The sequence below is a fragment of the Litoreibacter sp. JB4-2 genome (assembly GCF_055693445.1).
On sequence record NZ_CM146334.1, the window covers coordinates 2,884,457 to 2,901,873 of the forward strand.

Here is a 17,417-nt window from a genome sequence, read left to right on the forward strand (position 1 = left end):
ACCTTGGATAACAGAATTCGGAAATCGCATATAAATGGCGCTGTGGGCCGTGGCGCAAATCGGTGGGCACGTCTAGGTGTCGGGTGCTGTCCACAAATTGCTGTTTCTGAAATGGGCTAACAGAAAGTCCATGAATACGCGGACCTTTGCGCTAAGAACGTTGGTTTTGGGGTAGAGCAACCAAAGTGCTGAGCGCGCCTGAACCGACCATTCGGGAAGGACGTGCACCAGCTGTTGTTCGGAGATTTCTTTATGAACGCTCCAAAGCGAGTTTAGTGAAATGCCAGCTCCGCTGAGCGTTGCAATTTTTTGGCTTAGCCCGTCATCCAGTATCAGGGGGCTTTTCGCGGCGCGCGGCGCAAAGCTGCCCGTCGCATTGTCTGGCCCAATAAGCGCCCTTTCTGACAGGTCCTGAAAAGCGATTAGCTGATGTGAGGCAAGATCGTCCGGGTGCTTGGGCATTCCATGTTCTTCTAGATAGGCGGGGCTTGCACACAAGATACGTTTGTCATCGGCCAGTTTTCGTCCTTTCAGGCTCGAGTCTTCAAGGGCCATGTTGCGCAGGGCCAGATCGAAGCTGCCTTCGATCAGGTTGAATTCCGTGTCTGACAGACGCAGATCTAGGACCACGCCGGGATGTTGTTTCACGAATTCAGGCAGGATCGGCGCGATGTAGAGCTGTGCAAATGTACTGGGTGCGGTAAAGCGCAGCGTGCCTGTCGCTTCAGCCTCTCCGCGGCCCAAAACGGCGAGGCCGGCGGCTTCCTGTGCAAGAATCTCGCGTGCGTAGGGCAAAAATTCCGCGCCTTCCAACGACAAAGATACCTTGCGCGTTGAACGGTGCAACAAATCAGCGCCGACGGTTTGTTCGAGTTTGGCCAGCCGTGCGCTGGACACCGCTGGGGCCAATCCCAGGTCACGACCCGCCGCGCTGATGTTCAGCTTTTCGGCGGCAAGCACAAAGAGGCGAAGAGCTTCGGTATCCAAGATTATATCCAAAATCAGAATTGAGAATGCCAAAATCGATTATTTATCTGCGAAACTCAACATCTATGTTGTCGGTCATAGCTGATTAAACGAGGCCCAAAATGACACGCACCGGATCTGTAAACTACCACGTCCACAAGCCAGAGCGGCAAGCGTTCGAGCTTGATGCAGGCGGTGTCGTTGGTCGCTTGATTTCGCCTGAACTGGTCGCGACGGAGATTTCTGTGAAAGATTTGCGCAGCGGGGATGCCTCAGCAAAATTTGACCAAGACAGCGTTGCATTTGCCCAAGCGCCAAGCGCCGTCGAAGATTTTGACGGCTCCGATTGGCAGGAAAAATACAACGCTGAGTTGACGCAACTTTTGAGCCAACAACTAGATGCAAAAGAGGTCGTGATTTTTGACCACACGGTGCGCGAGGATGATCCCAATTCCGACCGTAAGCCCGCACGCAATGTCCATAGCGATTATAGCCCTGAGGGCGCGCACAAGCGTCTGGTTGATATTTTGGGGGCGGATCGCGCAGCGCAGTGGGCTGAGGGCCACTATGCCTTCATCAATGTGTGGCGCCCCGTAGGAAACCCGATTAATTCTGCGCCATTGGGGTTTGTTCGCCCGTCCAGCGTCGAAGCTGAGGATTGGATATTGATCGACCTGATCTATCCTGACCGGCGCGGGCATATTCTAGGTCTGGCCGCAAACCCCGACCATGAGTGGCTGTATCGGTCAAAAATGACCCCTGACGAGGTCGCCTATTTCAACATTTATGACAATCGCGGTTTGGCTTCTATTGGGCACAGTGCGATTGATATGGTGGAAGACCCGAGCATAGTTTCAATTCGCAAAAGTATCGAGAGTCGGACGTTGATCAAATACTAGAAACCCGACCGCCAATGAATGGTTGCGCAGTTCGTGCCAAAAGCATCGCAATCACGACCCTAGCTTTCAAAAGGACGATCTCATGACCAAGACTATTCTCATCACAGGTTCCACTGACGGCATCGGCCTGCTGACAGCCAAAAAGCTGGTTGCTGCAGGACACAACGTTCTGTTGCACGGTCGCAGCAAGGACAAGCTAGCCAAAGCTCAATCCCAGGTGGGTGGTAGCACCGAGGGCTATATCGCCGACCTTTCCAAAATCGGTGATGTTACGGCTTTGGCAGATGCGATCCTCGCCAAACACGACCAACTGGACGTGATCATCAACAATGCAGGTGTGCTCAAGGTGCCGCAAACGCGATCAGAGGCTGGTCGTGACATGCGTTTTGAAGTGAACACTATCGCGCCCTATATTTTGACCCGTAAGCTTTTGCCAATCATTCCCAAAGACGGACGGGTGGTGAACCTGTCCTCCGCTGCTCAGGCACAGGTTGATGTCAGAGCGATGACGCAATTCAAACCCATGGGCGATATGGATGCCTATGCGCAGAGTAAACTGGGCATCACGATTTGGACCGCGGATATGGCCCGCGAAATGCCTGACGGCCCGGTGTTTATTGCTGTAAACCCCGGCTCTTTGTTGGCCTCTAAAATGGTCAAAGAAGGTTTCGGCGTTGCGGGCAATGACCTGAGCATTGGTGCGGATATTCTGATTGCCGCCGGGCTGGATGCAGACTTCGCCGGTGCCTCTGGCAAGTACTTTGACAATGATGCTGGCCGTATCGCTTCACCACACGCGGCAGCCCTTAATCCCGGCCACGTGGCTGAAGTCATGAAGGCGCTTAACCAAATTAGCGAGACTTATATCACCTAATTCGCTAGAGTGATCTCCACTCGGCGTTTCGAAGTCTTTGGGAGGGGACTTTGATGGATGAATTGGAGAAGACGACCGATCTGCGTGGTGCCATCGATGCCTCTTGGGCAAGGTGTGAACGTGAGTACAAGCTGAACCGAAGCACAGCGCGCCCGATTTTGCGTCTGCAGTCAACCGAAGTTGGACCCCGTTTAGAAGAGCTCATAGAGCGGACAGGTGGACGTCATGGTGTTTTCCGCCAATTGGCTGAGCTGGCCATTCATGCCGGGCGCTGTCTTGTCGTCACTGACGCAGACGGCATTCTTGTCAGGCTTGAGAACCACAGCGATGAGCCTGATTGGAACGGGATTGCGCTGGGGTCGGTCTGGGACGAACGCGTCGCGGGGACCAATGGTGTCTCGATGGCGCTTGGGATGGGGTGTGATGTCACCGTGAGGGGGAAGGATCACTTTTTCTCCCAGCTTCAGCCCTTTTCCTGTAGTGGCGTTCCGCTTCGAGATGCCCAGAATAAGATCGTTGGTGTGGCGAGCCTGTCCTCTATGGACCGTGGCGCGCCCACGGATGGCCTTTTTCCGAGCAGCTTCTGTCTGCCGCCGCGTCGCGCATTCAGCACACTTTGTTTGAACGGAATTTCAAGGACCATGCGATTGTCTCGGTCGCTGTCCCTGGGCGGCGGGACCTGATCAAGGGGCCGGAACTGATTGCGGTTGATGGGCAGGGGGTGATCTTGGGATCGACCTCTTCCGCCCATGATATCGCGGGTTATGCGGCCCACTCAGAACTGGTTGGCCAACAATTTGACGACGCGTTTGGGGCCGATATGTCCAGTCTGGACAGGGTTCCGGGTCGGGTGGTCAGTGTCCGCCGCGAACAAGGCCCTATGCTGGATCTTTGGTGCCGCGCGCCGATGCGCAAAAGCCGCCCGTTTCCGGGAGTGCCGGTGCCGCCCAAACCGCCTGTGCCGCGCCGGCAGTTGCCGCCGTCGATGCAAGATTTGGCGCAGGGTAGCGCCGCGATGCGGGCGCTGTGCGAACAGGCTCAACGATCCTTTGATCATGGGCTGCCCTTGTTGATCGAAGGTGAAACCGGCACGGGAAAATCGGCCTTAGTCAAAGCCTTGTTGGATGATCAATTTCAGACCGTCACAGTCGCATGTGCGACGCTGGAAGATACCTCAAAGAACCGAAACTATATTGATTCTTTGATGGAACAAGCCTCCATCGCTCATGTTTTGAACGGGCAGAATGTGCAACGAAGCGCATTGGTTTTTGACAACATCAATGAGATGCCACCCTTTGCACAGGCCGCGTTGCGTGATGTTTTGGATAATGCGCCCCTTGGTATGGCGGAGGGGCAAAGCGGCGTTCAAATCATTGCGACCAGCCGACGTTCCCTGCAAGCGGCCGTCTCAGAGGGTCACTTCCGCGATGATCTGTTTTTCATGTTGTCTTGCGGGGCGATCCAACTTCCGCCGCTACGCGATCGCGAGGGGCGGCTTGCATTGGCGCAAGGGGTCGCAAATCAGCTTGCGGGGCAGGACATTGCCATTAGCCTGGAGGCTGCTGAGACGATTGAAGCGGATGCGTGGCCGGGCAATGTGCGCGAATTGAAGGGCGCATTACGGCAAGCCCTGTTGCACGGTGATGGTGCCCGGATCACAGCACTGGATTTGGGGCGAAGAACCCATCGGTTGCCAGATGCGCGGCAAGCACTGGTTGGGCCATCTTGTTACGGCGAAGAACAGATGCTGGTCGATGCCTTGAAGGGGGCGCATTGGAACGTGTCCAGAGCCGCGCGCAACCTTGGGATCGGGCGTGCGACGATCCATCGAAAGATGAAGGTGCATGGCATCTCCCGACCGAATTAGCCAAGAGATGCGAGGGTGGTTCAGAACCGGTTAAAGCCGCCTTTTTGTGCTATGTAGATAGGCGAGATGCCCTCTAACACGCCCTTGATATATGGGGTCGCGTTGTCTGAAACGATCCCTGTACAGCTATCGATCAGCTCGAAGAAACGCCCGGCATAGCCTTCGGCAAAGCCCTTCACATGCAGGTCACCGTTTGCGGCATCCGCATACCGTTCCAGAATGTGCCACGTGCCGGTATCGCCAACCTCGTACCACTCATAGACGACTGTTCCTGGTTCCTTTTGCGTGTTCTCGACCAAGTCGTTCATCAGGTCCGTAAACGCCGCGCGATTCGCTTCGGGAACGACGACCTCAAGATGGATGTGTATGGTTTCGTTGGACATGGTTTCCTCCCGTGATTGATGTCCGTTTAGTGCACCAGCTTTGACATATGTGCTAAAGCGGCGGCGTGTAGGGTCTTGTTGTTGAGCTGTGTTCGGCCTGTTTCTGTCTGTACGCAGGAATGCGCGTCAGGGCGGACCGGCGGCAGGTTGAGGCCTTCATGAAAGGCGGATACCGCATCTGCGCCCGCCTCAAAATCTGGGCTCACAAGGATCATCGCGTGGGCCAAAACACGAGGGCGACCGCCGCGCACCGGGCGCCAGCGTTGTGCTGTGCCGACTAGCTTGCGCCCGGCGGCTGAGAGGTTCCATGCCCCGTCGCAAAAGCTACCGGGGGTGTTTCCGGTCTCAAGTTGAGGCATCTGGAGCCCGTCCGTTAGGACACGCACGAGCAGCCTGTAGCCGTCTTCAATGGTGAAACCTTTGGGGGCATTGAAGGCCAGTGCAAGGTTAGCAATGCCCGGGCCTTGCGGCACCGCGCCGCCACCAGTGGGGCGCAGATGGACAGGCCAATTTGCCTGTTCGGAGGCTTGGATTGCGTCGCCAAATCCTGGGCGCGCCTCATAGGCGCGCGGGCACACAAGGCCACGTTTCCGTGCTTGCCATAGCCCTGCTTGTGGCCCGTCTGCGGTGAAGAGCGTGGCCTCGTAAGCGAGGCCCTCGGCGGCAGTGTCGACTTGGTGCAGATCGTCGTTCAAACGGTAAGGCTTTCGATTTCGGTGCAGATGGTGGTCAGCAGGTCGCCGGCGGGCGCGCCGTCGAGTGCGCGGTGGTCGAAGGTGAGCGACAGGCCGACATGTGGTTTGAGTTCAATTTCGCCATCGGCCCCTCGTACCGCGCGGTCGGTCATGCAGCCAATACCGAGGATGCAAATTTGCCCGGCGTTCAGGATAGGCGTGAAATGCTCAACCCGTGTGAGGCCAAGGTTTGAGACAGTAAACGTGCCGCCGGTCATCTCCGTCACCGTCAGCTTGTTGATCTTAGCACGCGCGGCCAGATCTTGCCGGGCGGTGCGCAAAGCGCTGACATTCATCTCACCCGCCCCAAAAATTGCCGGTGCGACAAGCAGATTGCCGGGCAGTGCAATGGCAACACTGAGGTCGATGCCGTCGTGCAGATGCACCTCACGGTCTTGCGTCTTACCATTGGCATCGGGGTGTTGTTTGAGCGCCCGGATCACGGCGAGCATCAGCAGGTCCTCGACCGATGCTTTGGTGCCTGCCTCCGCCAGTCGCGCCTTTTCCGCCAAGAGCGACGAGGCATCCGCGCTGCCGTGATGGGTAAGTTGCGCAGCTGTCGCTAGGCTTTTGACCATCGCATCCGCGATCATGCCGCGGACGCCTTTCAGCGGGACAACGCGGATACCGGTTGGGACTTCGTCACTCATGCGATGGTTCCGATCACGCCGCCTTTGGGGACCACGGCGTCGGCTTCTTCTTTGATGTTGACGGTGCCTGTAGCGGGCGCGTTGATTTCATATTGCACCTTGGCGGTCATGATCTCGGCGATCAGCGCGCCTTCCTCGACGGTGGCACCGTTGCTGACCAGCCATGTGGTGATGACCGCGTCTTCGTCCTCTTCCCAGAGATCGGTCGGGATGATGATGTCTGCCATTTTTGCTCTCCTATGTTGAAAATGGGGCCGCTTTTGCGCAGCCCCATGATGCGCCTTCTAAGCGGCTTTCATGCTGTCAAAAGCCGCGACGATCTTGTCGGGGTTGGGCAGGCAATACTGCTCCATCACGCGGGCAAAGGGGATCGGCACGTCGGGGTAGGCGACCCGCTTGGGCGCTGCTTTCAGGACCGAGATGTCGTGCTCCGTCACACTGGCGATAATTTCGCCTGAAACGCCGTAAGACATGTAATCCTCATCCACCACGATGAGGCGACCTGTCTTGGCGACGGAGGCGCGGATCGTATCGCGGTCCAGCGGCACAAGGCTGACCAGATCAATCACCTCGGCGCTAACGCCTTGGGTCTCAAGCTGTTCGGCTGCTTTAAGCGCGTTGTGCACGCCCATGCCGACGCTGACGATAGTGACGTCTTTGCCTTGCCGCGCGACCTTGGCCTTGCCGATTTCAACGGTGTAGCTTTCTTCGGGCGTGTGGACCGTGGCGCCGGGTTCAGTGGCAAGCCAGCCCATGCCTTGTAGGCTTTTGTGGTACATGTAGACCACTGGGCTGTCGTCACGCATAGCGGCGGTCATCAGACCCTTGGCGTCATACGCGTTAGATGGGCAGACCACTTTCATCCCGGGCAAATGCGCGAAGGTGCCATACAGGCATTGCGAGTGCTGCCCGCCGTCAGAGTAGCCACCCCCGGTGGAGGTCATCAGCACCATCGGCACCTTAAAGTTGCCGCCTGAGAAATAGATATTCTTTGCCATCAAGTTGTAGATCGCGTCAAAGCACACGCCAAAGAAGTCGACGAACATCAGCTCTACCACCGGGCGCATCCCGTCTTGTGCGGCCCCGACAGCGGCCCCAATAAAGGCAGTCTCAGAGATCGGCGTGTCGCGGATACGTTCAGGTCCGAATTCGTCCAACAGGCCACGGGTGTTGCCGTAGACGCCGCCAAGCGCACCGATATCTTCGCCCATCACAAAGACGGATGGGTCGATCTGCATCTCTTGCTGCACGGCCTCTGCCATAGAGCGGGCGATGGTGAGTTTTCTTTCATTTGTCTTGTTCATTGGTCTTCTCCCTTCATGCGAATACAGATGTCAGCGCGTCTTCGGGCGCCGGGTCCGCACTCTCGCGGGCAAATTTGATAGATGCTTCGACGCGCGCGGCGCTTTCGGCCTCGATTGTGTCTAGCTCGGCTTCGGTGGCCACACCGTCTGCGAGCATCTTGGCGCGCATTTTGGGGATTGGGTCTTTCTCAAACAGCGCGTCTTTCTCGCCTTCGGGGCGGTACCCTTCGGCGTCACCCATGAAGTGTCCAGCGAGGCGGTAGGTTTCGATTTCCAATAGTGACGGGCCGTCACCAGCACGCGCGCGCGCGATTGCCTCGCCTGCGGCTTCATAGATTGCGTAGGGGTCATTTCCCTCGATCCGCTTGCCGGGAATGCCGTAGGCCGCTGCACGGTCGGCATTGTTGGCAATCGCGGTGGAGTCCTCCTTGGAGACGGAGATGCCCCAAGCGTTGTCTTCGATGACGCAGACAAACGGCAGCTTCCAAGTGGCGGCGAGGTTCATCGCCTCATGCCACGCGCCCTGATTGACCGCGCCCTCACCCAGAAACGCGACGGCAACGCCGGGCTTTTTCTGCATTTTGCGGCTGAGAGCGGCACCAACGGCTGGCCCCATGCCTTGTGCGATGATGCCAGAGCAGGCGAAATTCACATCCGCATCAAAGAGATGCATGTGCCCGCCGCGTCCGCCGGAGAGACCCGTTGTCTTGCCAAAAATCTCAGCGGCCATTTTGTCGAGGTCAACGCCCTTGGCGATGGCTTGGTGGTGTGGGCGGTGCGTTGCGGTGACAACGTCATCGGCCTGCAAATGCGCGCAGACGCCAACTGCAACCGGTTCTTGCCCGTCGCTCAGGTGCATCTCGCCCGGAATGGGGCCGTCGGCCATACTGAAAACCGGGGTTTTCCCCTCGAAGTAAATGCCTGCGATGGTCTCCTCGAACTTACGGCTCGTGACCATGTTGCGGTACATCCAATGTTGTTCGTCGCGAGTCGGTGACATGCGCCTCTCCTCCCTGTTGTGCCGGCGGTGCCGTGCTGAAACTGAGGAAACGGTGATGCGATGTTGGGTTTTCGACAAGTATTTGTTTGTCGGCGGCTAGTCTCACGGCTTCACCTGTCTCAATCTGAGACAGTTTGCGACATGCCGCGCAATCCGACATGCGGACCGGGCAAAATTCCGCTGCGTTTATACAGAAAAATCGAATTCTGATTTCTAAATTATGCCGTTTCATCTGATTTTCAGGGGAATAAGTTCGCGCTGTGAACAGCGGAACACTCCGCAAAACGAAACATCATTTGAGGACGAACCATGAAATATGAGAATTTCCAGACCTTCACCGTTGATGTGAAGGACGCTATCGCGACTGTGACTTTCGATTTCGGAACTGTGAATGTGCAGGGCCAAGAGATGCTGGCCGACCTCAACAGCCTGGCCATGCGGCTAGAGCGGGATCGCGACACCAAGGTTGTAGTATTCCAATCGGCCAATCCAGAAGTGTGGGTCTGTCACTATGATACTGAGTTGCTGAAAGACATGTCCGAAGAAGCCGTCTCGCGTGAGGACGCTCAACTTTTGGACCTGCAAGCGATCTGCGAGCGTATCAGCAAAGTGCCGCAAGCCACCATCGCCAAACTTGAAGGCTTTGCACGCGGCGGCGGTCATGAGCTGGCCTTGGCACTCGACATGCGGTTTGCAGCGCGTGGCAAGTATAAGTTTATGCAAATGGAAGTCGGCATGGGCATTTTGCCATGTGGCGGCGGCGCGTCGCGTATGGCGCGTCAAACTGGGCTAGGCAAAGCGTTGGAGATTATCTTGAGTGCGCAGGATTATGATGCCGATGACGCCGAACGTTTGGGCACCATCAACAAGGCGCTCGACCCTGAAGAAATCGGCCCCTACGTCGATGCATTGGCACAGCGGATTGCGAAATTCCCGGCCGAGTCGATTAATGCTTGTAAGCAGATGGTCTACGAATCCATCGACAAGCCGATTGATGAGGCGCTGAAGGCTGAGGCCTATTGGCTGTACCAAGCGACCAGCAAAACACCCGCGATCAAACGCTTCACAATTGCCGATGAGCAAGGGTTGGAGCATGACATGGAAAACCAGCGCAAATGGGGCGATCTGGTGATGGATGTGCAAGAGATCAACTGATCTCACATGAATTGGGCTGCGCCGCAGTACTGTGGTGCGGCCCTTTCGTTTTCTAAGACTTTTAAAACTCAAAAGGACCAATCCATGAAGGCTATTGCGCTCGACTGCTATGGTAGTGACGCCGCTTTTGAACTGCCTGCAAAGGGTCGAAGTGGGAGATTTGAAGCCGATGTTGGATACAGAGAGCTCTGGGTTCACGGGTGTGTGCAAAGCGCATGACCGTTTGGCCTGTGGCTGGGCCACCGGCAAAGTGGTCAACGAGGTTTAAGAAACAAAAGCAATCGCACCTACCGCTGTTGCCTATGGTGGGTGCGTCTGCGCATTTTGTCGTTTAAAGACGGCAGAAGCTCTACAAAAATTGAGGGACATCATGAACAAGGTCATCGTTTATTACGCCCATCCCGGCCAGCAGTTCAGCACTGCAAACCGAGCGATGGCCGAAGCCGCAAAACAAGTTGAAGGTCTCAGCTTTGTCGATCTCTATGCGGAATATCCGCGCCACGATATTGATGTCGCCAAGGAACAGGCGCGCTTACTGGCGCATGATATCATTGTGTTCCAATTCCCATTATATTGGTATTCAACGCCAAGTTTGCTGAAGGAATGGCAAGACCTTGTGCTGCAACACGGGTTTGCCTACGGCCACGACGGTGACAAGCTGGCTGGCAAAACGCTATTGCTGGCGTTGACCGCAGGCGGATCTGACGAAGCGTATACACGCAACGGCTACCAGCAACATCCGATCCGGTCGTTTTTGACCCCATTGGAGCAGACAGCCCATCTGTGCAAGATGGGCTTTGCCGTGCCTTATGTGCTGTTTGGCGCGCTTAAGGCGGCGCATACGGGTGATCTTGATCCGCATGTCGCGGGCTATACGCAGTTGTTGGAGTCCTTGCGCCATCAGCCGCCCTTATTGTCCAAACCCGATGACACGACTGTGCTGACAGCCGATGACATTCCTGCCTTAGAGAAAGTGTAACCGATGACTGATTTTTTGCTTCTGGCGTTCATTTTTCTGATCGCAGGTGTGATCGCGGTGCCCATTGCGTCGCGGCTGGGGCTGGGATCCGTGCTTGGCTATTTGATTGCAGGCATTTTGATCAGCCCAATCCTTGCGGCCCTCGGTGTTGATATTATTGCGATCCAGCATTTCGCCGAATTTGGCGTGGTGATGATGCTGTTCCTGGTCGGGCTCGAGCTTGAGCCGCGGATGCTGTGGAACATGCGCGCCAAGCTTTTGGGCCTGGGTGGTCTTCAAGTTGGCGGTACCACTGTTCTGGTGATGGCGGTTGCGATGCTGTTTGGCCTGCATTGGACCATCGCTTTGGCCGTTGGGTTGGTGCTAGCGCTGTCTTCAACCGCGATCGTGTTGCAGACACTTAACGAAAAGGGGTTGATGAAATCGCAAGGGGGGCAATCGAGCTTCTCTGTTTTGCTGTTTCAGGACATCGCGGTGATCCCGATGCTGGCCTTGATCCCTCTGCTGGCGATGCCTGAGCTGATGGATGTGGCCGTTGATGCCGCACACGGTGCTGACCATGGTTCTGACCACGGCGGCGACCATGGCGGAGGGCATGATGATAGCCATGGTGACGATGGTCATGGGCCCTCGCTTAGCCTTGTTGACGGTTTGCCTGGGTGGCAGGCGGCCCTTGTGACGCTTGGCGCCGTGGGTGCGGTGATCCTTGGCGGTGTTTACCTGACGCGGCCCTTGTTCCGGTTTATCGCGATGGCGGGACTGCGCGAATTGTTCGTTGCTGCGGCCTTGATGTTTGTGATCGGCATTGCGCTGTTGATGATCCTTGTGGGCCTGTCGCCTGCGCTTGGTACCTTCCTTGCGGGGGTGGTGCTGGCGAATAGCGAATACCGGCATGAGCTAGAATCTGACATTGACCCATTCCGTGGCCTGCTGTTGGGACTATTTTTTATCACCGTCGGGGCGGGCATTAACTTCGTTCTGCTGTTTGACCAATTGGGTTTGATCGTGGGTCTGACGCTGGGTCTGATCGCGCTCAAGGCAGGCGTGCTGTTGGCACTGGCCAAATTGTTCAAGATCGAAGGCGGGGACAAATGGCTCTTTGGGTTGGGTTTGGCGCAGGCGGGTGAGTTCGGCTTTGTGTTGTTGTCCTTTACAGTCGCCAATGATGTGATCCCGCAAGGGCTCGCCGATCAGTTGTTGCTGGTTGTGGCGCTGTCGATGCTACTGACCCCTGCCTTGTTCATCCTCTATGAAAAGGTGTTGGCTCCGCGCTACGTGCAGGGTCAGACCCGAGAGGCGGACGAGATGGACGAAGACGGTGATGTGATCATCGCAGGTCACGGTCGTTTCGGCGGAATCGTGAACCGGATGTTGCGAGCGGCTGGCTATTCAACCACGGTGTTGGACTACAGCGCCGAGCATCTGGACATGCTGCGCAACTTTGGCTTCAAAGTGTTCTTTGGGGATGCGTCGCGCCCCGATTTGCTGCACGCGGCGGGCATTGAAAAAGCAAAGTTGTTGGTGGTTGCGATTGACGGCAAAGAGCAGATCAATTCGCTTGTCCACTATGTGCGCGAGAACCATCCACATGTGAAAGTGATTGCTCGCGCTGTGGACCGACAGCACGTCTATGATCTGTTCGCGATGGGCTGCGTCGAAATCATTCGTGAGACGTTTGATTCCAGCGTGCGCACTGGCCGGTCCGCCTTTGAGCAGTTGGGTATGCACCCGTTTGACGCTGAGCTGGTAGCGCGCAAGTTTGCTGAAGATGATCGGCATATCTTGAAAGAGATGGCTGAGGTGCACGATCCTAACATCCCGACCCACGAGAACCAGGCGTATATCGAGAAATCGAAAACCCTGATTGCAGAGCGCGAAGCACAGATCTTTGGAAAACAGGCAGCCTATGATCTGACGACGGATCGCGGTTGGTTGCCGCCAACCGAGGATGATGTAGCGGCTGTTCTGGCAAACCACGCGGAAGCGAAAACAGGGTCAAGCTGACCTGTCGGTGATCATTGGGTAGGTAGCGGCTTCGAAAGGTACAGGTATGGACACTGTTGAACTAACAAAGGCCTTCGGCGCATTTTTTGCGATCATGAATCCTTTCGTAAACCTGCCCATCTTTCTGGCCCTGACTGCGGGCTTTACCGTGGCGCAGCAACGTAAGCTTGCGCTCAAGATAACGCTGTTCTCAGCGATTATGTGCCTCGTCATCCTTTTGGCGGGGCAGAAAATCATTGGGTTCTTTGGCGTCACGGTGGACCAGTTTCGCATCGCAGGCGGTATTGTTCTGGCCCATATCGCGTGGTCGATGCTGAACGGTAACAGCATCGCGTCGCATCATGGCAGCGATAAGGAACAAGGCCAGATGCAAGATCTGTCTGGTCTGGCTTTCTACCCCATCACCTTTCCGATGATTGTGGGGCCCGGGACCATTGCAACGCTTATCATTTATGCCGGACATGCCAAGGATATCACCGGTTTGATTGGCATTGCAGCGGTTGTCGGTGCGATTTTGGTGTTGCTGGGCGTGGTGCTGTTCTTCGCCTCGGTCTTTGGCAAAGTGATGACTGATACAATGCGGGTCATCATGACCAGATTGATGGGCATGATACTGCTGGCGATTGCGGTAGAGATGATCGTTGCAGGGGTCAAAGCTGTGCTTCCCGGGCTTTCATAGAAAGTAAACGACATGCCTGGTTGTGAGGGTGACACCTAACCGAAGGTTGCCAATGTAGAGGTCACTCAGAAGCGTTGTGCGTCGTGGTGTCATAGTCCGGAAAATCTGCGAATAGCACATGCTTGTGGTAGCTGTTTGAGGTCAGGGAAATAGGGCTGAAAACACTGGTTCACCCTTATCGTTTCACAGCCCTTGGCTTCCGGGCGGAAAAAGGATTCTGAAAACCACTATCCAACAAAACGATCCGACCGATCGTTTGGGTAGACGGATTCACGAAGCTTAGTGTGACAGGTCACTAGAAACATCCCTCCGTTTCTCAAAAATACTTGGTGTCAGCACCGGATTTTAGGGGCTTGGACTTGTGGTCCAGAAGGAGGAACGGATGCCCGATCGTATCGAAGATATTGATAATGAGACGCAAGAGCATGAGAAGGCCTGCGATTGTTCGGCAGATTGCCGGGACTGCATCGTCAGCTCTTTCACGGACAAATCTGCGGACGGGATTTCTCACACAAACAGAGGCAACGCGACGTCGTTGCTGCAAGATATTCGACGATCCAGATGTGATTTTTTCGGCTCTGTTACGAGCCCACTGAAGTAGGGGTTGACCCGGTCTTCATCCGGTTGGGAATGGGTTGATTGCTTCCGACCGAGCCGCTGAAACGAAATATAATTCTTTCTATTCAATTGCTTGAACGATTGGCGGGTCTCACTTCGCCAGCTTGGAACACACCCAAATCGCCGCGCAGTGGATGGATACACAAAATAAAGTGGCGCGGTTCACAAGAAGCCGAAATGCGGTTCGGCAAGTCTACCAAAGCAAGCGTGTGACCGGTTTGAAGTCGGCGCAGCCAACATAAGCAGACACAAAATAACCGCGAAAAGAGGAGGAAAAATTGAAACATTTTGCAACCACAGGGGCTGTTCTTGCCTCGTTTGCATCTGCCCCGATGGCACATGCAGAAACCACGAATTGGACCATGGCCTATCTGGGGCTGGCCGGGACCATCTATCAGGATGTCGCATTGGCGATCCCGGACCGCATTGCGGCGGCCACCGATGGCAAGCTGATCATCACGCCCAACTCGTCAATCCTAAAGGGCAACCGCTATCTGGAAGGCGTTCGCGACGGGGCCGTGCAAATGTCTTTGGTGGTCGCGGCTTACTATACCGGGTCCGAACCGCTTTTCACCGTACCCTCAATTCCGGGCATCTCGGAAAGCTTTGACGATCTCAAGGCGCTTTCTGCATCACCATGGGGCGAAGAATTCCGCGCCGTTTTCGAGGATGACTATAATTCCATTCAGGTCATGCAATCAGCGTTCTGCCCGCAAACCCTGTTCTCGACGGTCCCAATCACAACGCTGGAGGAATGGGACGGGCGCAAGCTACGGGTGAACAATCGTGGCATGGGCCTTGTTGGTGCTGAGCTTGGCGCGACAACAGTGTCGCTGAGTGCAGGTGAGGTTTTGCCGGCGCTCGAGCGCGGTGTCATTGAAGGCGTGATTACAGACAGTTGCTGGGCCCTTGGCGCCGGCTTTAACTCGGTGATTACAAACGCATCGGATTGGCGACTTGGCAGCGTTCTCCCAGCTCCCCTCGTTGTCAATAAGGACGCATGGGCCGCTTTGCCTGATGACGTCCGTGAGGCAGCGGCGGCGGAGTTTGCGGCCATTGAAGCTGAGTTTGAGCAGAAATGGCGTGACCGCGCCGCTGCGTTGCCCGGCATGTGGCGCGACGCGGGCGTGACCTTTGACGAAATTGGCGACTCTGAGATGGAGCGCGCCTATGACGAACGTCTCGTTGGTAAAGTGATCGAGGCCTGGCGCGCGGATATGGATCGCGTCGGTCTGGATGCGGATGCGACCCTCGCAACTGCGCGCGAAGCTGTGAAGTGAGCGTGTAGATGACCAATAGCGTCATAGAAAACGAGCTTGAGGCGACACCGCCTCAAGCCAGCCTGACCGCCCTTGTGGCCGTCAGCCGGTTCCTGGCGATCGCCTGCCTGCTGGCGATGTTCGTCAGCGTCAATATCGAGGTATTTGGGCGCAGCCTGTTCGGCTACGCAACCATCTGGGTCACCGAAGTGTCGACCTATCTTGTTATTGCCATCACGTTTCTTGGGGCCGCCTTTGTAGTTGGCCGCGACGCCAATGTGCGCGTCGATATGGTGGTCAACCTGCTGCCGAAAACGCTCCTGCCCCATATCTTACGGGGCCAAGCCTGGCTTGCTGCATTCGTTACTTTGATCATCTTGTGGAAAGCCACCGGATTTTGGTTTGAGAACTACGATTCCAGCACCCGCAGTTGGAGCCTGCTGAACACGCCCCTTTGGATCCCGCAATCGTCTGTGGTGGTCGGCATGGCGGCTTTGACCTTAGCCCTTTCTGCCGTGGGTACGGTGCGCCGCCATCTGCTGTGCCTCGCGCTTACCGTGCTGCTTGTTGTTCTCGCCATTTGTCTGGCGACCGATATCGTCGCTGTGCCGCTGTCCCAAACCCAGATGGTATTGGTCTTCGCGGTCGTTATGCTTGCCGGAGCCTTCATTGGGTCCGGCCCCTTGGCCTTTCTGGTGGCGTTTGGCACCAGCCTGGTGCTGTTTGCCGTCTTTTTCATGACGACGCAGATGGGGTTATCGTCCAAGTCATTTGCCCTGATCGGCATGTTGTTTTTCCTGCTGCTCAGCGGGTTGCCGGTTGTCTTCTGTCTGATGGCGCTTGGGATCGCCGCGATGCTGGTCTGGTTGCCCCCGGTGACGCTGAACTTCTCGGGCGAGCGGGCCTGGGACGCGACCAACACGTTTGAGCTGACAGCAATTCCGATGTTCGTCCTGATGGGGTCAATCCTGGTGCGCAGCAACGCCTCCACCGAAATGTTTGTGGCGGCTCGCTACTGGATGGGGCGCGTGCGTGGCGGGTTGGCATATGCTTCGATCATGGCGTCAGGGGTCTTCGCCGCCGTATCTGGTTCAAGTCTTGCGACCGCGGCAACGATGGGTCGCGTCGCTGGCCCTGAGATGATGGATGAAGGCTATAAGCCGCAGCTTGCCTTTGGTGTGCTGGCCGCTGGCGGAACGCTCGGCATCCTGATCCCGCCTAGCATCGCGATGATTATCTACGGACCCTTGGCGGGCGTGCCGGTCACCCAGCTGTTTTTGGCGGGCATCATTCCGGGGCTGATGATGATTGCGGCGTTCGCTCTGGTCACCCTCATCTGGTCGATGATCGACAAATCCGCAGCCCCTGAAGGGCAGACCTACCCGTTGATGGAACGCATCCGAGCCTTAAAAGGCGTGATCCCGTTTCTTGCACTGATGGCGATGGTTTTGGGCTCCCTTTACGCAGGCATCGCCACGCCGACCGAGGCGGGCGCCGTCGGTGTGCTGGGGGCGATCTTGATCAGCCTGTTCCGGGGTACGCTGAACTTAAAAGAGATGATTGGCGCCTGCGAAGAGGCCGCGATCGCGACCTCCTTCTTGTTGATGATCGCCGTCGGCGCCGCAGTGATGAGCTTTGCGGTGGATTACTTGCAAATGCCGCAGGCCTTGGTGCGCTTCCTTGGCGAAATGAACTTGTCCGATATCTGGCTCTTTGTGGCCATCGTCGTTCTGTACTTCATCCTCGGCATGTTTGTGGAGCCGATCAGCATGGTGCTGATCACGCTGCCGATCATCTTGCCGGTGATTGCCGCCGCAGGCTGGGACCCGCTTTGGTTCGGCATTATTCTTGTCATGCTGGTTGAGATCGGGCTCATCACTCCGCCCATTGGTATGATCCTCTACGTCTTGGCAGGTGTCTCAGAAAAACGCGCTTCGTTGGGTGAGATCGCAACCGGCGCGCTGCCCTTTGTTCTGATCTATCTGGTCATGGTGTTTTTCTTCTTTGCCTTCCCGGGCTTCGTCACTTTCTTGGTGAGGTAGAGCG

The 17,417-nt window shown here is 56.2% G+C and carries 17 protein-coding genes; 10 read left to right on the forward strand and 7 right to left on the reverse strand.

Annotated features, from left to right (window positions below; translation table 11 throughout):
- Nucleotides 1–72: 72 nt before the first annotated feature.
- Nucleotides 73–987: a LysR family transcriptional regulator gene (locus ACZ1G7_RS14280; protein WP_472660055.1), complete on the reverse strand. Its 915-nt coding sequence runs from the start codon at nucleotides 985–987 to the stop codon at nucleotides 73–75.
- 101 nt (nucleotides 988–1,088) lie between these two features.
- Between ACZ1G7_RS14280 and ACZ1G7_RS14285 the strand changes: the two genes are divergently transcribed.
- The 4 genes from ACZ1G7_RS14285 (at nucleotide 1,089) to ACZ1G7_RS14300 (ending at nucleotide 4,606) form a co-directional block, all read left to right on the forward strand.
- Nucleotides 1,089–1,865 carry a CmcJ/NvfI family oxidoreductase gene (locus tag ACZ1G7_RS14285; protein WP_472660056.1) on the forward strand — a complete coding sequence of 259 codons (777 nt, stop codon included), beginning with the start codon at nucleotides 1,089–1,091 and terminating at the stop codon, nucleotides 1,863–1,865.
- 82 nt (nucleotides 1,866–1,947) lie between these two features.
- The gene (locus ACZ1G7_RS14290) at nucleotides 1,948–2,739 is read left to right on the forward strand and encodes an SDR family NAD(P)-dependent oxidoreductase (protein WP_472660057.1); all 792 of its coding nucleotides are present in this window, start codon (nucleotides 1,948–1,950) and stop codon (nucleotides 2,737–2,739) included.
- A gap of 53 nt (nucleotides 2,740–2,792) precedes the next feature.
- Entirely contained in the window at nucleotides 2,793–3,422 is a 630-nt protein-coding gene (locus ACZ1G7_RS14295) for a GAF domain-containing protein (protein ID WP_472660058.1), read from the forward strand.
- Entirely contained in the window at nucleotides 3,356–4,606 is a 1,251-nt protein-coding gene (locus ACZ1G7_RS14300) for a sigma 54-interacting transcriptional regulator (protein WP_472660059.1), read from the forward strand. The genes ACZ1G7_RS14295 and ACZ1G7_RS14300 overlap by 67 nt, the downstream gene beginning before the upstream one ends.
- Before the next feature lie 20 nt (nucleotides 4,607–4,626).
- Here the strand turns inward: ACZ1G7_RS14300 and ACZ1G7_RS14305 are convergent, their stop codons facing one another.
- From ACZ1G7_RS14305 to ACZ1G7_RS14330, 6 genes are read right to left on the reverse strand one after another with little or no spacing between them, the layout of a single operon-like run.
- The gene (locus ACZ1G7_RS14305; protein WP_472660060.1) at nucleotides 4,627–4,989 is read right to left on the reverse strand and encodes a putative quinol monooxygenase; all 363 of its coding nucleotides are present in this window, start codon (nucleotides 4,987–4,989) and stop codon (nucleotides 4,627–4,629) included.
- Between the two features lie 26 nt (nucleotides 4,990–5,015).
- A complete protein-coding gene (locus tag ACZ1G7_RS14310) occupies nucleotides 5,016–5,684 on the reverse strand; it encodes a lipoyl protein ligase domain-containing protein (protein ID WP_472660061.1) in 669 nt (222 codons plus the stop codon).
- Entirely contained in the window at nucleotides 5,681–6,373 is a 693-nt protein-coding gene (locus ACZ1G7_RS14315) for a 2-oxo acid dehydrogenase subunit E2 (protein WP_472660062.1), read from the reverse strand. The genes ACZ1G7_RS14310 and ACZ1G7_RS14315 overlap by 4 nt, the downstream gene beginning before the upstream one ends.
- Nucleotides 6,370–6,600: a biotin/lipoyl-containing protein gene (locus ACZ1G7_RS14320; protein ID WP_472660063.1), complete on the reverse strand. Its 231-nt coding sequence runs from the start codon at nucleotides 6,598–6,600 to the stop codon at nucleotides 6,370–6,372. The genes ACZ1G7_RS14315 and ACZ1G7_RS14320 overlap by 4 nt, the downstream gene beginning before the upstream one ends.
- Nucleotides 6,601–6,657: 57 nt before the next feature.
- Nucleotides 6,658–7,677 (reverse strand): alpha-ketoacid dehydrogenase subunit beta, encoded by a 1,020-nt coding sequence (locus ACZ1G7_RS14325; RefSeq protein WP_472660064.1) that lies wholly within the window; start codon nucleotides 7,675–7,677, stop codon nucleotides 6,658–6,660.
- Between the two features lie 13 nt (nucleotides 7,678–7,690).
- Nucleotides 7,691–8,677 (reverse strand): thiamine pyrophosphate-dependent dehydrogenase E1 component subunit alpha, encoded by a 987-nt coding sequence (locus ACZ1G7_RS14330; protein WP_472660065.1) that lies wholly within the window; start codon nucleotides 8,675–8,677, stop codon nucleotides 7,691–7,693.
- Between the two features lie 309 nt (nucleotides 8,678–8,986).
- Here ACZ1G7_RS14330 and ACZ1G7_RS14335 point away from each other — a divergent pair, with 309 nt between their 5' ends.
- The 6 genes from ACZ1G7_RS14335 (at nucleotide 8,987) to ACZ1G7_RS14360 (ending at nucleotide 17,413) form a co-directional block, all read left to right on the forward strand.
- Nucleotides 8,987–9,832, forward strand: coding sequence for an enoyl-CoA hydratase/isomerase family protein (locus tag ACZ1G7_RS14335; protein ID WP_472660066.1), 846 nt, complete (start codon nucleotides 8,987–8,989; stop codon nucleotides 9,830–9,832).
- 370 nt (nucleotides 9,833–10,202) lie between these two features.
- Nucleotides 10,203–10,811 carry an NAD(P)H-dependent oxidoreductase gene (locus tag ACZ1G7_RS14340; RefSeq protein ID WP_472660067.1) on the forward strand — a complete coding sequence of 203 codons (609 nt, stop codon included), beginning with the start codon at nucleotides 10,203–10,205 and terminating at the stop codon, nucleotides 10,809–10,811.
- Between the two features lie 3 nt (nucleotides 10,812–10,814).
- On the forward strand, nucleotides 10,815–12,815 hold the full coding sequence (locus ACZ1G7_RS14345; protein WP_472660068.1) for a cation:proton antiporter domain-containing protein: 2,001 nt from the start codon (nucleotides 10,815–10,817) through the stop codon (nucleotides 12,813–12,815).
- 46 nt (nucleotides 12,816–12,861) lie between these two features.
- A complete protein-coding gene (locus tag ACZ1G7_RS14350; protein WP_472660069.1) occupies nucleotides 12,862–13,494 on the forward strand; it encodes a MarC family protein in 633 nt (210 codons plus the stop codon).
- An 896-nt stretch (nucleotides 13,495–14,390) separates the two neighbouring features.
- Complete coding sequence (gene dctP, locus ACZ1G7_RS14355; RefSeq protein ID WP_472660070.1) at nucleotides 14,391–15,392, forward strand: TRAP transporter substrate-binding protein DctP; 1,002 nt, start codon at nucleotides 14,391–14,393, stop codon at nucleotides 15,390–15,392.
- Between the two features lie 8 nt (nucleotides 15,393–15,400).
- Nucleotides 15,401–17,413, forward strand: coding sequence for a TRAP transporter large permease (locus ACZ1G7_RS14360; RefSeq protein ID WP_472660071.1), 2,013 nt, complete (start codon nucleotides 15,401–15,403; stop codon nucleotides 17,411–17,413).
- Nucleotides 17,414–17,417 lie beyond the last annotated feature (4 nt).

Bases quoted from the DNA above. Each gene is read 5' to 3' on its own strand.
- ACZ1G7_RS14285 (WP_472660056.1), top strand. From the start codon at position 1,089: ATGACACGCACCGGATCTGTAAACTACCACGTCCACAAGCCAGAGCGG.
- ACZ1G7_RS14290 (WP_472660057.1), top strand. From the start codon at position 1,948: ATGACCAAGACTATTCTCATCACAGGTTCCACTGACGGCATCGGCCTG.
- ACZ1G7_RS14295 (WP_472660058.1), top strand. From the start codon at position 2,793: ATGGATGAATTGGAGAAGACGACCGATCTGCGTGGTGCCATCGATGCC.
- ACZ1G7_RS14305 (WP_472660060.1), bottom strand. From the start codon at position 4,989: ATGTCCAACGAAACCATACACATCCATCTTGAGGTCGTCGTTCCCGAA.
- ACZ1G7_RS14315 (WP_472660062.1), bottom strand. From the start codon at position 6,373: ATGAGTGACGAAGTCCCAACCGGTATCCGCGTTGTCCCGCTGAAAGGC.
- ACZ1G7_RS14320 (WP_472660063.1), bottom strand. From the start codon at position 6,600: ATGGCAGACATCATCATCCCGACCGATCTCTGGGAAGAGGACGAAGAC.
- ACZ1G7_RS14325 (WP_472660064.1), bottom strand. From the start codon at position 7,677: ATGAACAAGACAAATGAAAGAAAACTCACCATCGCCCGCTCTATGGCA.
- ACZ1G7_RS14330 (WP_472660065.1), bottom strand. From the start codon at position 8,677: ATGTCACCGACTCGCGACGAACAACATTGGATGTACCGCAACATGGTC.
- ACZ1G7_RS14335 (WP_472660066.1), top strand. From the start codon at position 8,987: ATGAAATATGAGAATTTCCAGACCTTCACCGTTGATGTGAAGGACGCT.
- ACZ1G7_RS14340 (WP_472660067.1), top strand. From the start codon at position 10,203: ATGAACAAGGTCATCGTTTATTACGCCCATCCCGGCCAGCAGTTCAGC.
- ACZ1G7_RS14345 (WP_472660068.1), top strand. From the start codon at position 10,815: ATGACTGATTTTTTGCTTCTGGCGTTCATTTTTCTGATCGCAGGTGTG.
- ACZ1G7_RS14350 (WP_472660069.1), top strand. From the start codon at position 12,862: ATGGACACTGTTGAACTAACAAAGGCCTTCGGCGCATTTTTTGCGATC.
- ACZ1G7_RS14360 (WP_472660071.1), top strand. From the start codon at position 15,401: ATGACCAATAGCGTCATAGAAAACGAGCTTGAGGCGACACCGCCTCAA.